Origin of the sequence: Amycolatopsis sp. NPDC051903 (genome assembly GCF_044452505.1) — a bacterium.
GTDB lineage: Bacteria > Actinomycetota > Actinomycetes > Mycobacteriales > Pseudonocardiaceae > Amycolatopsis.
The window spans coordinates 35432-50747 of sequence record NZ_JBITBT010000009.1 but is presented as its reverse complement, the minus strand read 5'-3'; the positions used below and the strand labels follow the sequence as shown (position 1 = coordinate 50747).

General features: G+C 71.3%; 15 protein-coding genes. 6 read left to right on the top strand and 9 right to left on the bottom strand.

The features are described from left to right. Positions 1-38: 38 nt before the first annotated feature. Entirely contained in the window at positions 39-1232 is a 1194-nt protein-coding gene (locus ACIA77_RS21290) for a cytochrome P450 (RefSeq protein ID WP_395887828.1), read from the bottom strand. A gap of 125 nt (positions 1233-1357) precedes the next feature. Here ACIA77_RS21290 and ACIA77_RS21285 point away from each other — a divergent pair, with 125 nt between their 5' ends. Next, the gene (locus ACIA77_RS21285; protein WP_395887646.1) at positions 1358-1990 is read left to right on the top strand and encodes a uridine kinase; all 633 of its coding nucleotides are present in this window, start codon (positions 1358-1360) and stop codon (positions 1988-1990) included. Here the strand turns inward: ACIA77_RS21285 and ACIA77_RS21280 are convergent, their stop codons facing one another. The 4 genes from ACIA77_RS21280 to ACIA77_RS21265 all read right to left on the bottom strand — a co-directional run bounded on the left by ACIA77_RS21280 (position 1991) and on the right by ACIA77_RS21265 (position 6510). Beyond that, entirely contained in the window at positions 1991-3148 is a 1158-nt protein-coding gene (locus ACIA77_RS21280; RefSeq protein WP_395887645.1) for a glycosyltransferase family 4 protein, read from the bottom strand. 113 nt (positions 3149-3261) lie between these two features. After that, positions 3262-4323 (bottom strand): NlpC/P60 family protein, encoded by a 1062-nt coding sequence (locus tag ACIA77_RS21275; protein ID WP_395887644.1) that lies wholly within the window; start codon positions 4321-4323, stop codon positions 3262-3264. 427 nt (positions 4324-4750) lie between these two features. Next, positions 4751-5029 carry a hypothetical protein gene (locus ACIA77_RS21270; RefSeq protein WP_395887643.1) on the bottom strand — a complete coding sequence of 93 codons (279 nt, stop codon included), beginning with the start codon at positions 5027-5029 and terminating at the stop codon, positions 4751-4753. Between the two features lie 83 nt (positions 5030-5112). Beyond that, entirely contained in the window at positions 5113-6510 is a 1398-nt protein-coding gene (locus tag ACIA77_RS21265; protein ID WP_395887642.1) for an NYN domain-containing protein, read from the bottom strand. Positions 6511-6662: 152 nt separating this feature from the next. Between ACIA77_RS21265 and ACIA77_RS21260 the strand changes: the two genes are divergently transcribed. Together ACIA77_RS21260 and ACIA77_RS21255 are read left to right on the top strand one after the other, a co-directional pair. Then, positions 6663-8381 (top strand): DEDD exonuclease domain-containing protein, encoded by a 1719-nt coding sequence (locus ACIA77_RS21260; RefSeq protein ID WP_395887641.1) that lies wholly within the window; start codon positions 6663-6665, stop codon positions 8379-8381. Between the two features lie 85 nt (positions 8382-8466). Then, the gene (locus ACIA77_RS21255; RefSeq protein WP_326569522.1) at positions 8467-8751 is read left to right on the top strand and encodes an Lrp/AsnC ligand binding domain-containing protein; all 285 of its coding nucleotides are present in this window, start codon (positions 8467-8469) and stop codon (positions 8749-8751) included. Between the two features lie 70 nt (positions 8752-8821). Here ACIA77_RS21255 and ACIA77_RS21250 read toward each other — a convergent pair whose 3' ends face one another. The 4 genes from ACIA77_RS21250 to ACIA77_RS21235 are packed head-to-tail and all read right to left on the bottom strand — an operon-like array spanning position 8822 to position 13119. Further along, positions 8822-10474, bottom strand: a complete 1653-nt coding sequence (locus ACIA77_RS21250; protein ID WP_395887640.1) for a cytochrome bc complex cytochrome b subunit — start codon at positions 10472-10474, stop codon at positions 8822-8824. Next, the gene (locus tag ACIA77_RS21245; protein WP_395887639.1) at positions 10471-11622 is read right to left on the bottom strand and encodes a ubiquinol-cytochrome c reductase iron-sulfur subunit; all 1152 of its coding nucleotides are present in this window, start codon (positions 11620-11622) and stop codon (positions 10471-10473) included. The genes ACIA77_RS21250 and ACIA77_RS21245 overlap by 4 nt, the downstream gene beginning before the upstream one ends. After that, on the bottom strand, positions 11619-12437 hold the full coding sequence (locus tag ACIA77_RS21240) for a c-type cytochrome (protein WP_395887638.1): 819 nt from the start codon (positions 12435-12437) through the stop codon (positions 11619-11621). Before ACIA77_RS21240 ends, ACIA77_RS21245 begins: the two co-directional genes overlap by 4 nt. Before the next feature lie 55 nt (positions 12438-12492). Next, positions 12493-13119, bottom strand: a complete 627-nt coding sequence (locus ACIA77_RS21235; RefSeq protein WP_395887637.1) for a heme-copper oxidase subunit III — start codon at positions 13117-13119, stop codon at positions 12493-12495. 95 nt (positions 13120-13214) lie between these two features. Here ACIA77_RS21235 and ACIA77_RS21230 point away from each other — a divergent pair, with 95 nt between their 5' ends. The 3 genes from ACIA77_RS21230 to trpD all read left to right on the top strand — a co-directional run bounded on the left by ACIA77_RS21230 (position 13215) and on the right by trpD (position 15171). Beyond that, positions 13215-13640 (top strand): hypothetical protein, encoded by a 426-nt coding sequence (locus ACIA77_RS21230; protein ID WP_395887636.1) that lies wholly within the window; start codon positions 13215-13217, stop codon positions 13638-13640. A gap of 62 nt (positions 13641-13702) precedes the next feature. Then, the gene (locus ACIA77_RS21225) at positions 13703-14113 is read left to right on the top strand and encodes a hypothetical protein (protein WP_395887635.1); all 411 of its coding nucleotides are present in this window, start codon (positions 13703-13705) and stop codon (positions 14111-14113) included. An 8-nt stretch (positions 14114-14121) separates the two neighbouring features. After that, the gene (trpD, locus tag ACIA77_RS21220) at positions 14122-15171 is read left to right on the top strand and encodes an anthranilate phosphoribosyltransferase (RefSeq protein WP_395887634.1); all 1050 of its coding nucleotides are present in this window, start codon (positions 14122-14124) and stop codon (positions 15169-15171) included. Positions 15172-15316 lie beyond the last annotated feature (145 nt).

The following is a 15316-nucleotide window of genomic DNA, read 5'->3' as shown; positions in this document are numbered from 1 at the left end:
CGACCTTACGTCGGGCTCAGTGCGCTGCGCTCAACGCCTCAGGCGAGCACGACCGGCAGCTTCGTCAGACCGTGGACGAGCGTGCTGGTGCGGTAGACCAGCTCTTCCTCCGGCACGGCCAGCTTCAGGTTCGGGAACCGCGCGAGCAGTCCGTTGAGCGCGATCTCCGCTTCCAGCCGCGCGAGCGGCGCGCCCACGCAGTAGTGGATGCCGTGCCCGAACGCGAGGTGGCCGCCGGCCGCGCGCGTCACGTCGAGGTCCGCCGGGTCGGGGAAGCGCTGCTCGTCGCGGTTGGCGGCCAGCAGGGACACCTGCACGAACTCGCCTGCGGGGATCGTGTCGTCGCCGACCTCGACGTCCTCGACGGTGTAGCGCAGGGTCGCGATGTTGATGGGCCCGTCGAAGCGCAGGAATTCCTCGACGGCACCGGGCATCAGCGCCGGGTCGGCCGCGAGCTTCGCCCGCTGCTCGGGCGCGCGCAGCAGCGCCAGGGTTGCGTTGCCGATCAGGTTCACGGTGGTCTCGTGGCCCGCGACGAGCAGCAGGAACGCCATCGACACGAGCTCGTCCTCGCTCAGCGAGTCGCCCTCGTCGGTGGCGAGCACGAGGCCGGACAGCAGGTCGTCGCCCGGTTCGGCGCGCTTCTGCGCGACCAGCGCCACGAGGTAGGTGTGCATCGAGATCACGGCGGCCTGGACGTCCTCGATCGCACCGGCCCCGAGCATCGTGTTGGACCAGCCCGAGAACTCGCCGCGGTCTTCCTCGCGCACGCCGAGCAGCTCGCAGATCACGGTGATCGGCAGCGGCCCCGCGAACGCGGCCATCACGTCGGCCTGCTCGTGCTCGGCCATCGCGTCGAGCAGTTCGGTGGCGACCTCCTCGATCCGCGGCCGCAGCCCGGCGATCGCGCGCGACGTGAAGGCCTTGTTCACGAGCTTGCGCAGCCGCGTGTGGTCCGGCGGGTCGGTGTTGAGCATGTGCGCGCCGAGCAGCTGACCGAAGTTGCGGTTGATGTTCTCGGGGCCGACCTTCTTCGCCATCAGGTCGTACGCGCCCCGGTTGTCCTTGCTCAGCCGCGGATCGCTCAGCAGCGAGCGCGCTTCGTCGTAGCCCGTCACCAGGTACGACGGCGTGCCGCGCGGCATGCGGATCGGGCACACGGCGCCGTGGCCGCGCAGGTTGTGCAGCGTTTCGTGCGTGTGCTGCAGGAAGCCTTCGTCGATCACGGGCATTTCTTCGGCAGACGCTGTGTCGTCCACTGTCATCTCGCCCCCAAGGTCTGGCCGGATCCGTCGTACTCCCAGTATGCCCACGGCTCGGTGTGCTCCGTGTGGCGCGCACGGCAGGATGGGTTTCCGTGCACTACCGACCCATCTCCCCCGCCGCACTGGCCGCCGAGCTGACCGAGCGCGTCGCGGCGCTGCCGAACCGCCGCCTCGCGGTCGCCGTGGACGGCGCCGACGTGGCGATGGACACCAGCGGCCTCGCCGACGCCCTCGTCGCCCCGCTGCGGCTGCTGGGCCGCGCGACGGTGCGGGTGCCCGCGCGCGGCTTCCTGCGCCCGGCGTCGCTGCGGTTCGAGCGCGGCAAGCAGAACCCCGACGCGCGCTACACCGATTGGCTCGACCTCGGCGGGCTGCGCCGGGAGGTCCTCGACCCGCTCGCCGCCGAGGGCTCCGGCGAAGTCCTGCCGGCGCTGTGGGACCCGGCTCGCGACCGCGCCACGCGGCTGGCCCGCGTGCCGGTGCCGGACAGCGGCGTGGTGCTCGTCAACGGCGAGTTCCTGTTGGGCGCCGGCCTCGCGTTCGACCTCGTGGTGCACCTGTGGCTCTCCCCCGCCGCGCTGCGCCGCCGGCTGCCGGCCGGCGACGCCTGGGCGCTGCCCGCGTACGAGCGCTACGAAGCGGAAGTCGACCCCAGCTCGCTCGCCGACGTCGTGGTGCGCGTCGACGATCCGCGCCACCCGGCGGTGTACGAACCCGAGGGCTGATCAGCGGACGGCGGCCACGGGATCGCCGTCGAGAAGGCCGGAGAGCCGTTCGGCCATCCTGTCCCACCGCCAGTTCTCGGTGACCCACGCGCGGCCCGCCTCGCCCATGCGACGGGCCCGCACGGGGTCGTTCAGGAGGGCTTCGAGGGTGTCACGCAGCTGGCCCACGTCACGGCCGTCGACGACGTGGCCGGTCACCTCGTCGAGCACGGCCTCGGGCGCGCCGCCCGAGCGGCCCGCGACGACGGGCAGTCCGGTGGCCGAGGCCTCCAGGTAGACGATGCCGAGCGCCTCGACGTCGAGCCCCTTGCCGCGGGTGCGCGCGGGCATCGCGAAGACGTCACCCGCGTTGTAGTGCGCCGGCAGTTCGGCCCACGGCACGGAACCGGTGATCACCACGTTGTCCGCCACGCCGAGTTCGCCGACGAGCTCCGTGAGCCGCTTGCGGTACGGACCACCGCCCACGAGCAGCAGCACCACGTCCGGCACGCGCTTGCGCAGCTCCGGCAGCGTGCGGATCAACACGTCCTGGCCCTTGCGCGGCACCAGCCGGGAAACGCACACGACCGTCGGCCGGTCACCGAGTCCGTGGCGCGCCCGGATTTCCTCGCGGGCACCCGGGTCCGGGGCGAACAGCGTGGTGTCCACTCCGGACGGCAGCATCTCCAGCCCCGCCATGGGCCCGAACGCCGCGGCGAACCGGCGGCGCGTGTACTTGCTGACGTAGGTGAGGACGTCGACCGTGTCCCCGATGCGCCGCAACGCCTGCCGCGACCCGGGCAGCATCGACCAGCCCACCTCGTGCCCGTGCGTCGACGCGACGACGCGGCGCGCGCCGACCTGGCGCAGGGGGTGGCCCAGCAGCGCGAGCGGAGCCGCCGCGCCGAACCAGACCGCTTCGCAGTCGCGTGCCCGCATGATCTGCTTCGCGCGCCCCAGCACGTCCGGAGTCGGCAGCATCAGCGAAGTCGGGTGCCGCACCACCTCGAACGGCGCCGCCGCGTCGAATTCGACGTGCGAGCCGGTCTTGCCTTCCCACGACGGGGCGTAGACCACCAGGTCGTCGGCCGGCAGCCGCGTGGCCAGCGAGTTGAGGTAGTTCTGGATCCCCCCTGGCCGCGGCGGGAAGTCGTTGGTCACGAGCAGCGTCCTCAACACGAGGGGAAGGTTACTGTCCGCGCTCCGGCGGGGTTTCCCGCACCACCGCTGGCGAAAACGACACCGGGGCGGTACCGCGTGTGCGGTACCGCCCCGGTGGCCGGAAAAGACCGTCAGCTGACGCGGCGCGCGCCGACGTACTGGCTCTGCAGCGGCGAGATCTTCACGACGTCACCCGTGGTGGGGGCGTGGACCATCTTGCCGTTACCGATGTACATGCCCACGTGGGAAACCGGGGTGTAGTAGAACACCAGGTCACCGGGCTGGAGCTGGCTGCGGGCGACCGCGGTGCCGAAGGTCGACTGCTCCCGGCTCGAACGCGGCAGCGAAATGCCGGCCTGCCGGTACGCCCACTGCATGAGACCCGAGCAGTCGAACGTGCTCGGACCGGTGGCGCCCCACACGTAGGCGTCACCGAGGCGGGACAGCGCCGCGTCGACGGCGGCCTGGGCCGCGGGCCCGGGCGCCTTGATGTTCGACGGCGCGATGCCGCCCGTGTCCTTCTGCAGGGCCTTGTCGAGCGCCGACAGCGAGGGCTCGGTGGCCTTGAGCTGTTTGATCTGGTCGTCGAGCGTCTTCTGCTTGGCCTTGATGTCGTCCGTGAGCTTCGCGGCGGCGTCACGGGCGTCCGTGGCGCGCTTGGCCGAGTCGGCCGCCAGCTTGGCGGCGTCTTCGGCCTGCTTCACGGCACCGGCCAGCGAATCGAGCGCGGCGTCCTTTTCGGACGCGATCTGGTCCAGCGCCGAGGAACGCTCGAGGAACTCCTGCGTCGACGTGCCGGCCAGCAGCGCCGAGAGCTTGTTCATCTGCACGCCGCTGAGGAACGACGCGCCGGCGAACTTGTCGACGTCGACCTTGTACTTCTGCTCGTTCTGCTCGGCCTGCGTGGCGAGCTGCTTGGCGTGGTCGGCGTCGCCGTTGGCCTTGTCGAGGTCGCCCTGCTTGGCCTTCAGGTCGTCCTGGGCCTTCAGCAGGTCCTCGTTGGCCTTCTCGGCCTGTGACGAGAGGTCGCGGTACTTCTGCAGGGCGCTCGAACCGGAGTCGGGCGGGGTCTGGAGGGCGGGGACGGGAGCTGCGATGGCCGTGGCCGAGGGCTGCGCGACGGTGACCACTGCGATCACCGAGGCTGCCGCGAGGGCACCTGACACCACGCGCTTGACTGGATGCGACTGCACGGTCGCGCGTGTCTCCTTTGCTGTCGGGCCGCCGTCGGAACCTTTGCGACGCCGAAGAGGTCGGGGGCCCTCTCCGCCACGTCTCACCACGCGTGTTTTCGGCCGCGATCGACTGCAACAGCGTCACGCACGCGGTGTGGTTCCGGTCCTGGCTCCCCGACAAAGCCGTTCCGGCGGCGATCTCGCGTCGCCGCCTTGCCGACGGCTGCTGGCCGCGAGATCTCGGACAGGTTACGAAAAGACCGTCACGGCGTCCACCGGGCCCGGCGCAAAAACTCTGCGTAGTCCGGCGAAACACCATCGGACCAGCGAGGGAGGCAGAGTGTGACGGCGGTCATACTCTGCGGTGTCAGAATGGCGTGAAATCACTACCGACCGTTCACCGGATCAGATCGACCACTTATCGCGCCGTTATCACCCACAAGTGTCATGCGGGCTTACGTTCGGGCTCCGCAACCAGGCGCAGCCGGGGCACCATCCCCGCCTCGGCGAGCGCGTCGACGGCTCGCCGTTCGTCCGCGTCCCACGCGAGGGCGACCGGCGGGCCGAGCAGCACGCTCACCACGCAGTCGTGGCAAGCGAAGCCGCGCACGGCGCAGCGGTCGCAGTCGACCACCAGCGTGTCCAGCTCGGCCGGGTCGACCCCGCTCAGGTCGACTTCGGCGGCTTCGCGCGCTCCGGGCGGGTGGTCGGTGGTCTCGCTCATGGCGGCTCCTCACGTCGTCGTGCTCCTGCTGCGCACGGTAGGAGCCACCACCGACAGTTTCGGCGCGCCGGCGGCGGAAGGGATCAGACGCGGCTCAACCGGCTGACCAGCACCGCGGACGGCGCGGAGTGCGCGCCGGCCGCGCGCACCGAGTCCGCGACCGCCCGGTCGGACGTGGCCACGACCATCGGCCGCCCCTTCGGCTCGGCGGCCACGAGCGAGCGGATCACGTCGTCGGCCAGCACGCCGCGGTCGGAGAACAGCACGCGCACGCCGCGCGGCACCGAAGCCGGTACGGACAACACACCGGCGCCGTCGAACACGACCGTGACTTCGGCGGCCGTGCGGGCCGCGAGGGCCGAGAGCTGGTGCACCAGCCGGTCGCGCTGATCGGCCAGCGCGAGCTCGGGGTAGCCGGTCTTGGTGACGTTGTAGCCGTCGACGATGAGGTGCACACCGGGCAGCGCGAGGTAGCGGTCGAGCGCCACCACGTCCTGCACGCGCCCGCCCGGCCCCAGCCCCGACGTGGCGCCGCGCACCATGTCGGCGGGCCGCGCGCCGCGATCGCCCAGCGCCAGCTCGCGGCGCAGGCCGCCCACGGCGCCTTCGATCGTGTCGACGAGCAGCGCCAGGCGCACCTCATCGGCTTCCCGGGCCTCACGAGCCGACTGACGGGCGATCTCGGCGTCGGCGACCGCCCGCTCCGCCCGCGTGCGCTCGGCCGTCACACGGCGACGCTCGCGGTCGAGCTGCGCGGTGAGCGCTTCGACCTCCTCGGCCTTCGCGGTGCCCCCGCGCGCGACTTCCGCCCGCGCCTGCTCGGCGGCGTCCTTGGCCTGGCGCAGCTGCACGCCCTGCTCGCGCAGCCGGCGCAGCAGCTTGTCCACCTCGGCCTCGCGTTCACCGCGGGCGGCCGCGACGGCGCCGCGCACGCTTTCGAGCTCGGCACGCACCTCGGCGAGGTCGGCTTCGAGCTTCTGGTTGCGGGCCAGCGCGGCGTCGCGTTCTGCCCGCAACGCCGTCTCCTCGGCGTTCTTGGCCACGAGCCGCACGCGTCCGGCCGCGCCCGATTCGCCGAGCAGCACGGCGGCGGCCGCGGCGTAGACGGAGTCGGCGGCGTTGGGGTCGAGGGCGTCCGTGCGGTGCTCGCGCAGCCACTCGATCACGGCCGTGCGGAACTGGGCCGAATCCCCGAGCGAGGCCAGCAGCGCCGTGCCACCGAGCTTCGCGCGCTTGGCGGGCGCGAACTTCGCGACGGGCCGCAGCTGCCGTGGCACGTCGGCGGCGGGCAGCTTCGCGACGGCGGCCGCCGCCAGCTCGGCGATGCGCTCGCGCACCGCGTCGGGCAGCGAAACCCACGATGCGGGTTCGGGCGCCGCGGCGTCGGCGGCGGTCTCGGCGGCCGTGCCAGCCCGCGCCGGCGCGGCCGAGGGACCGACGGCGTCCTCGGGTTCGACCGGATCGACGGGCTGGGGGTGCATTGGTCCAGGGTAGGCCCCGGGGCCGGATCCCGCGCCGTTGGTCGCCCACGTGGGACAGCCCCGCCGGCAACCCCAGCCGTCACCACCGTCACACGCGTCACGCCGATCGGCCCGCCCGGGATTGTCGGTGGCCGGTCCTAAAGTGCGCGATCATGGAGACCCGACCGCGGCCCGGCCAGGCGCAGCTGGCCTTCGACGAGCTCGGCACCCCGTTGCGGGACACCACCTTCGTCGTCTTCGACCTCGAGACCACGGGCACCAAACCGGGGCCGGACGGGATCACCGAGATCGGCGCCGTCAAGGTGCGCGGCGGCGAAGTGGTGGCCGAGTTCGCGACGCTGGTCAACCCGGGTGCCGCGATCCCGCCGCAGGTGGTGGAGCTCACGGGCATCACGCAGGCGATGGTCTACGACGCGCCGCGGATCGAACGCGTGCTGCCGGCGTTCCTCGAGTTCATCTCCGGCGCCGTGCTCGTGGCCCACAACTCGGGGTTCGACACGGGGTTCATGCGCGCGGCGTGCGAGGGCCACGGCTACGTCTGGCCGCGCGCGACGGTGATCTGCACGGTGAAGCTCGCCCGGCGCGTGATCCCGCGCGAGGAGGCGCGCAGCTACCGGCTCTCGTCGCTGGCGATGCTGCTCGGCTCCCGCACCCGGCCGACGCACCGCGCGCTCGACGACGCCCGCGCCACCGTCGACGTGCTCCACGCGCTGCTGGAGCGGGTCGGCAACGTCGGTGTGCAGACGGTCGAGGAGCTCGTCGACTACCTGCCCGAGGTCACCACGGCCCAGCGCCGCAAGCGGCACCTGGCGGCGGACCTGCCGGCGCGGCCCGGTGTGTACCTGTTCCGGGGGCCGCGCGACGAGGTCCTGTACGTCGGCACCGCCCGCGATCTGCGGCGGCGCGTGCGGCAGTACTTCACGGGTTCGGAGAGCCGCGGGCGCATCCGCGAGATGGTCGCGCTGGCCGAACGCGTGGACGCGATCGAGTGCGCCCATTCGCTGGAAGCGGAGATCCGCGAGCTGCGGCTGATCTCGGCCCACCGGCCGATGTACAACCGGCGGTCGAAGAACCCGCACCACGCGTGGTGGGTCGGGCTCACGGACGAGGCCTTCCCGCGGCTCTCGGTGGTCCGCCTGCCCCGCGACGGCACCCTCGGCCCCTTCCGCACCCAGGCCGACGCCCGCACCGCCGCCGACACCCTCGCCGGCGCCGCCGGGCTGCGCACCTGCACCCAGCGCATCTCCGCGGTTTCGCCGTCGGGCACCCCGTGCGTGCTGGCCGAACTGGGCCGCTGCGGCGCGCCCTGCGCCGGCCGCCAGACCGTCGAGGGCTACTCCCCCGCCGTCACCGCCGCCCGCGCCCTCATCGCCGGCGAGGACGGCCGTCCGCTGCAGCTCGCGGCCGCGCAGCTCGAACGGCTGTCGGAGGGCCGGCACTACGAGCAGGCCGCCCGCCACCGCGACGAGCTCGCCGACCTCGTGCGCGCCGTCGGCCGCTCCCACCGCCAAGCCGCGCTCGCCGCGATCGCCGAACTCATCGCCGCCTCCCCCGACGGCACCGGCGGCTGGGAACTCTCCGTCATCCGCCACGGCCGCCTCGCCTCCGCCGGCGTCGCCCGCCGCGGCGTGCCCCCGATGCCCGTGGTGGAACACCTCGTCGCGGCCGCCGAAACCGTGCTCCCCGGCGAAGGGCCCCTGCGCGGGGCCTCCGGCGAGGAAGTAGCGGTGTTGCTGCGCTGGCTCGCCCGCCCCGGCGTCCGGCTGGTCCGCACCACCCGCCCCTGGGCCGAACCCACCGCCATCGCCGGCTGGCGCAACTGGCTCGACCTCGCCGCCGACGCCAGGACGCTGGAGCGCGTCGCCGGGTGAGCACCCGGACGCTGGAGCCGGAGGGCAATGTGATCCGGGCTACGATCGCGCTCGTCGGTTATCGCCACGGAGTTGGAGGAGCGCTGTGATCACGGCGATCGTGCTGATCAACGTAGAGGCCGAGGAGATCCCGCAGGCCGCGCAGGCGATCGCGGACCTCGAGGGGGTCAACGAGGTCTACTCGTGCGCCGGTGACGTCGACCTGATCGCGACGGTGCGCGTGAAGGCCCACGAGGACCTGGCCGACCTCATCCCCGGCCGCATCGGGAAGGTTCCGGGCGTGCTGGACACCGTGACGCACATCGCGTTCCGGTCGTATTCGCGGGCCGACACGGACTCCGCGTTCGAGATCGGCGTCGAAGGCGCCTGATCGGCGAGGCGGAACAACGGGGAAGGCCCCTCCACCCAGCGGGTGAAGGGGCCTTCGCCGTTCACGAGACTCAGTGCCCGGAGCCGACTTCCGACGACTCCGCCGAGCTGCCCACTTCGGCGTGCCCGTTGCCGTGGCTGGAGGCGCGCTCGAGAGCGGCCGTCTCCTCCGCGGGGTCCGGCGTCCAGATCGAACCCGGCACGGCGTGCCCGGCGGTCCCGAGCTTGTTCATCTTCTTCGGCACCGGCGCGCCCTGGTACTCCAGCGGGACCGCGTGGCCGTGGCTGTCCACGCCACCCAGCGGCTGGTGGACCTCGATGAACTCACCGTGCGGCAGACGCTTGATGATGCCCGTCTCGACACCGTGCTCCAAGACCTCCCGGTCCGCCCGCTGCAGGCCAAGGCAGATCCGGTACGTCACGTAGTACGCGATCGGCGGCACGATCAGCACACCGATGCGGCCGGCCCACGTCGTGGCGTTCAGGGAGATGTCGAACTGGTCGGCGATGATGTCGTTGAAGCCCGACAGCTCGATGACCAGGAAGAACCCGAGCGCCATCATGCCCAGCGCGGTGCGGACCGGTGCGTCGCGCGGCCGCTGCAGCAGGTTGTGGTGCCCCGCGTCCTTCGAGAGCTTGCGCTCCAGGAACGGGTAGGACAACAGGAGCCCGATCAGCACCGGCATGCCCACCGCACCCGGGAAGAACACCGCCGGGATCGTGTAGTTCCCGAGGTAGACCTCCCACGCGGGCCAGATGCGCAGCATGCCGTCGGCCCAGGCCATGTAGAAGTCCGGCTGCGAGCCGGCCGACACCATGGACGGGTTGTACGGACCGAAGTTCCACACCGGGTTGATCTGGAACAACCCCGACATCAGTGCGATCACGCCCACGACCAGGGTGAAGAACGCGCCGCCCTTGAGGGCGAAGTACGGCATGATGCGCACGCCGACGACGTTCGTTTCCTTGCGCCGCACGCCCGGGTACTGCGTGTGCTTCTGGTACCAGACCAGCGCCAGGTGCACGCCGACCAGCGCGAGCATGATGCCCGGGATCAGCAGGATGTGCAGCGTGTACAGGCGCGGGATGATCTGGTCGCCCGGGAACTCGCCGCCGAACAGCGCCCAGTGGATCCAGGTGCCGATGACCGGCACGGAGAGCACGATGCCCGACAGGGTCGCGCGGATACCCGTACCCGACAGCAGGTCGTCCGGCAGCGAGTAGCCGAAGAAGCCCTCGAACATGCCCAGGATCAGCAGCAGGCCACCGATGAGCCAGTTCGCCTCACGCGGCTTGCGGAACGCGCCCGTGAAGAAGATCCGGAACATGTGGATCATCATCGACGCGACGAAGATCAGCGCCGCCCAGTGGTGCACCTGGCGCACGAAGAGGCCGCCGCGCACGTCGAACGAGATGTCCAGCGTGGTCCGGAACGCCTGGGACATCTCGACGCCCTGCAGGTTCTGGAAGCTGCCGTGGTAGGTGACTTCCTGCATGGAGGGGTCGAAGAACAGCGTCAGGTACACGCCCGAGAGCAGGATGACGATGAAGCTGTAGAGCGCGATCTCGCCGAGCAGGAACGACCAGTGGGTCGGGAACACCTTGTTCATCTGGTGCCGCAAGCCCTTGGCGAGCTTGTACCGCTGATCCGCGTTGTCCGCGGCCTCCCCGAGGTGCTTCTCGAGCGCGCTCGTGCCCTTCGTCGGCGTGGTGAGTGAACTCATGACTTACGCTCCCAAAAGGCCGGTCCAATGGCCTCGATGAAGTCGCCCCGTGCGATCAAGTATCCCTCGTCGTCAACCGTGATCGGCAACTGGGCGAGGGGACGGGTGGCCGGGCCGAAGATCGGCTTCGCGTAGTGCAGGGCGTCGAACTGCGACTGGTGGCACGGGCAGAGGATGCGGTTCGTGCGCTGCTCGTACAGCGAAGTCGGGCAACCGACGTGGCTGCAGATCTTCGTGTACGCGTAGTAGTCGCCGAAGTTGAAGTCCTCCTGGCCCTTGCGCTTCACGACGCGGGCGGCGTCGGTCGGTCGCAGCCGGATGAGCATCACGGGGTTGTCGACGCGGCTCAGCGCGGCGGCCAGCGCCTCGCGGTTGCCCTTCTCGGACTCGCGGTACGGGAACACCGTCTCCATGCCACCGGCGTCGAGGTCTTCGGCCTTGACGAGCGTGACGCCGTTCTCGACGTCGGCGTCCAGGCTGCCGGTGTTGCGGCGCAGGTAGACCTTCTCGCCCGGGTGCTGCGGCTGCCAGCCGGTGTGCCAGAGCGAGTTCTCGTTCTCGGTGTCCTTCCACGGGTCCTTGATGAAGGACGCGATGGGCAGGGCCGCGACGGCGAGGCCGAGCGTACCGGCGCCGGCGATGGCCGTGCGCTTGATCAGCGACCGGCGGGCGATGGTGCTGCGGTTCCCGGCGTCGGCCAGGTGCGCGAGGATCGTGGCGCGGTCGACCTCGGCCGAGGGCCCGTCGCTGCGCTGCTGGACCGCGTTCTCCTGCGGGACGAACTTCTTCGTGTACAGGATCACGCCGATGCCGAGCGCCAGCACCGCGACGCCGAGCGTGACGCCCAGCGCCGGCGTGTACAGGCTGTAGGTCGCGTGCCCGCTCGGGTCACTCGGGTCCTTGTACTCCCACCAGTGCGGCCACGCGATGACGACCACGAACGCCAGCCCGGCGAGCGCGGACAGGGCGAACCAGAACGCCACGAGCCGCTGCGCGCGCCGCTCGGCGCGGGTGTTCTCGACCGGCCACGGGTTGGGGTAGTCGACGATCTCGACACCGTCGAGCTGACCGCCCAGCTTGAGCAGCTGGTCACGGTCCATCTCGGCCAGTTCCGCCTCCGAGGGCGGCTGGGGCCCTTCGGCACTCATGCCTTCGATCCAATCCACAGGGTGACGCCGACAAGCGCTGCAATTCCGACGATAAACGCAATCAGGCCTTCGGAGGCGGGACCGAACCCGCCGAGGCTGTTGCCACCCGGGTTGTTGTTGCCGTCGGACACCGACTTCACGTAAGCGATGATGTCCTTCTTCTCCTCCGGGTTGAGCTGCCGGTCGGAGAACTTCGGCATGTTCTGCGGCCCGGTGAGCATCGCGTCGTAGATCTGCTCTTCGGTGGCCGGGTCGAGGTTCGGCGCGTACTTGCCGGCCGACAGCGCGCCGCCGCGACCGGTGAAGTTGTGGCACGAAGCACAGTTCAGGCGGAAGAGCTCGCCGCCGCGGGCCGGGTCGCTGCCGCGCAGCGCGGCACCGGTTTCGGCCGGGCGCTGGACGCCGCCACCGTGGGCCTGCACGAACGCGCCGACCGCGTCGATCTCGCTCGGGGTCAGCTTCGGCGGCTTCCGCTCGATCTGCGCCTCCTGGCGCGCGGCGGGCATGCGGCCGGACGAGGTCTGGAAGTACACCGCCGCGTCGCCGACGCCGATGAGGCTCGGTCCGCGGTCCTGCACGCCCTCGAGGTTCTTGCCGTGGCACTCGATGCAGGTGTTGTTGTAAACCTGCTCACCCTGCCGCAGCAGTGCCGGGTCGCCCTGGGCCTGCGCGGTCTGGGGCTCGGGCGCGAACACGGCGTACAGCGCGCCGGCTCCCACCAGCGCGACGCCGAGTGCGAGCAGGCCGGCGAACCGCCTCCGCAGCTTCGAACGCGCGCGGAACCGGCGCTCCGGGGACTTCTTGCTGGTGGTCATCTTGCGGCAACCCTTGCTGTCAGTTCAGGCCGATGGTGGTGGCGGGGGTGCGGGATCAGGGGAGGATGTAGATCACCGCGAAGAGGCCCACCCACACGATGTCGACGAAGTGCCAGTAGTACGACACGACGATCGCCGAGGTGGCCTGTGCGGGCGTGAACTTGCTGAGCTTCGTGCGGATCAGCAGGTACACGAACGCGATGAGCCCGCCGATCACGTGCAGGCCGTGGAAACCGGTGGCGAGGAAGAACACGGTGCCGAACGGGCCGGACGGGATCGTGAGCCCCTCGTTGACCAGGTTGTGGTACTCGTTCGCCTGCCCGGCGACGAAGATCGCGCCCATGATCAACGTGACGATGTACCAGCGCCGGAGCCCGTAGACGTCACCGCGCTCGGCCGCGAACACGCCGAACTGGCACGTCAGCGACGACAGCACGAGGATCACCGTGAACGGGATCGCGTACGGGATGTTGAGGTGGAACTCCTCGCCGTGCAGCGGCGGCGGCCAGGGTGCTCCGGCCGCGTTCTGCGCCTTGACGGTGAAGAACATGGCGAACAGTCCGGCGAAGAACATCAGTTCGCTGGACAGCCACACGACGGTGCCGACACTGACCATGTTCGGCCGGTTCAGCGAGTGGACTCGCTGGCTGATGGTGGGAGCTGCCGTTGTCACGGATCGCATTATGTCCTCCCGCGCGACCACCCCGCCCTTCGGGTCCACGGCGGGTCGTGGGAGCTTCGCATCACACCCGAACCCGGCAGAGGCAGGAGCTACTGATGAGTTTGCTCGGGCGGCTGCGTGACCTGCTGGGAAAGCGCGAAACCGCCGGTCTGACGCCCGACACGCCCGGTTTGACGGTCGTCGCGGAGGCGTTCGACCCGGCGGTGGCGGACTCGGCGGTGCTCGCGAGTTCACCCCACTGGGTGGCGAGCGATCCGGCGGTGTTCGTGCACCACCTCAGCCTGCCCGCGGACCGCGTCGCGGAGGCGGCCACGATCCTCGCGCAGGACGCCTGGGAACTGCGCGAACAGGGCCCCGACGGCGACCGCGTGCTGGTGCACGCGCTGCGGGTGCAGGTGCTCGACGCCCTGCACTGCGCCCAGGAACGGTCCCGGATGGCCGGTCTGGCGCAGCGCCTCGGCGGCGACGCGCTGGGCTGGGACGCGCGGCAACCGGGTGAGTCGCCCACCGCGTCCGCGTGATTTGCGTAACGGCCGATACGATCGCGTCCAGTTCCACCCGTGACGAGACGGAGGCGTGCTCAATGGGCGAGCAGACGAAGCGGATCCTGGTGTTCAGCCACAAGGCCGAGGTCCGCGACGCGATCATCAACGCCATCGGCCGGCGGCCCGCCGCCGATCTGGGCCGCGTGGAGTACGTCGAGGCGGCCGGGATCGCCGACGTGCTGTCCGAGATGGACGCCGGCGCCGTCGACCTCGCGATCCTCGACGGGGAGGCCCAGCCCACCGGCGGCATCGGCCTGACCCGCCAGCTCAAGAACGAGATCACCGACTGCCCGCCGATCGTCGTCACGGTGCGGCGCAAGGACGACCGCTGGCTCGCCACGTGGTCCCAGGCCGACGCCGTGCTGGTCCACCCGCTCGACCCGCTGACCGCCGCGGAAACCGTCGCCGGCGTGCTGCGCGCCGGGCGCGTGCCCGCCGTCAACGGCTGAGCCCGGCGATGAGCACCACCCCGGTCCCCCACACCTGGCCGGCCCTGCTGACGCAGCTGATCGCGCGCGAGGACCTGTCCGCCGACGACACGGCCTGGGCGATGGACCAGATCATGTCCGGGGCGGCTACGCAGGCGCAGATCGCCGGCTTCGCCGTCGCGCTGCGCGCCAAGGGCGAGACGCCGGAGGAGATCTCCGGCATGGCCGAAGCGATGCTCGCGCACGCGCGCCGCATCGAGCTGGACGCGCCCGCCGTCGACATCGTCGGCACGGGCGGCGACCGGTCGAACTCGGTCAACATCTCCACGATGGCGACGATCGTCACAGCGGCCGCCGGCGCGCCCGTGGCCAAGCACGGCAACCGCAGCGCCTCGTCGAAGGCGGGCGCGGCCGACGTGCTGGAGACGCTCGGCATCGCCATCGACCTGCAGCCGGAGACCGTGCACCGCGGGCTCGAGGAGATCGGCATCGGCTTCTGCTTCGCGCCGGCCTTCCACCCCGCGTTCCGCCACACCGGCCCGCCGCGGCGCGAGCTGGGCGTGCCGACCACGTTCAACCTGCTGGGCCCGCTCACCAACCCCGCGCAGCCGCGCAGCGCGCTGATCGGCTGCGCGTACGCCGACAAGACGCGCGTGCTGGCGGAGGTCTTCGCGCAGCGCGGCATGTCGGTGCTGGTGGCCCGCGGTGACGACGGGCTCGACGAGATCACCACCACCACGACCACCTCGGTGTGGGTCGTCTCCGGCGGCACCGTCAGCGAGCGCACCTTCGACCCGGCCGCGCTCGGCATCCCGCGCGCCACCGCGGAAGACCTGCGCGGCGGCGACGCGACCGCCAACGCCGAAGTCGTGCGCGAACTGGTCAGCGGCAAGACCGGCCCGGTGCGCGACGCGGTGGTCCTCAACGCGGCCGCGGCGCTGGCCGCGTTCACGGGCTTCTCCGGCTCGCTGGAGAACGACCTGGCCGCCGGCCTCGACCGCGCGAACCGCGCCCTCGACACCGGCGCGGCGGCCACCTTGCTGGACCGCTGGATCGCGTTCTCCGCCGACGCTCGCTGAACCCTCCGCTCGACCCCGAAGGCCGCCTCGGCTCCGTCCGAGGCGGCTTTCGGCGTTTCCGGGGCGGCTTTCGGCGTTTCCGGGGCACGGCTGGAAAGCGCGGAACCTCAGCGAGCACATCGCACCCATGGCAAAGCCTGGAAAG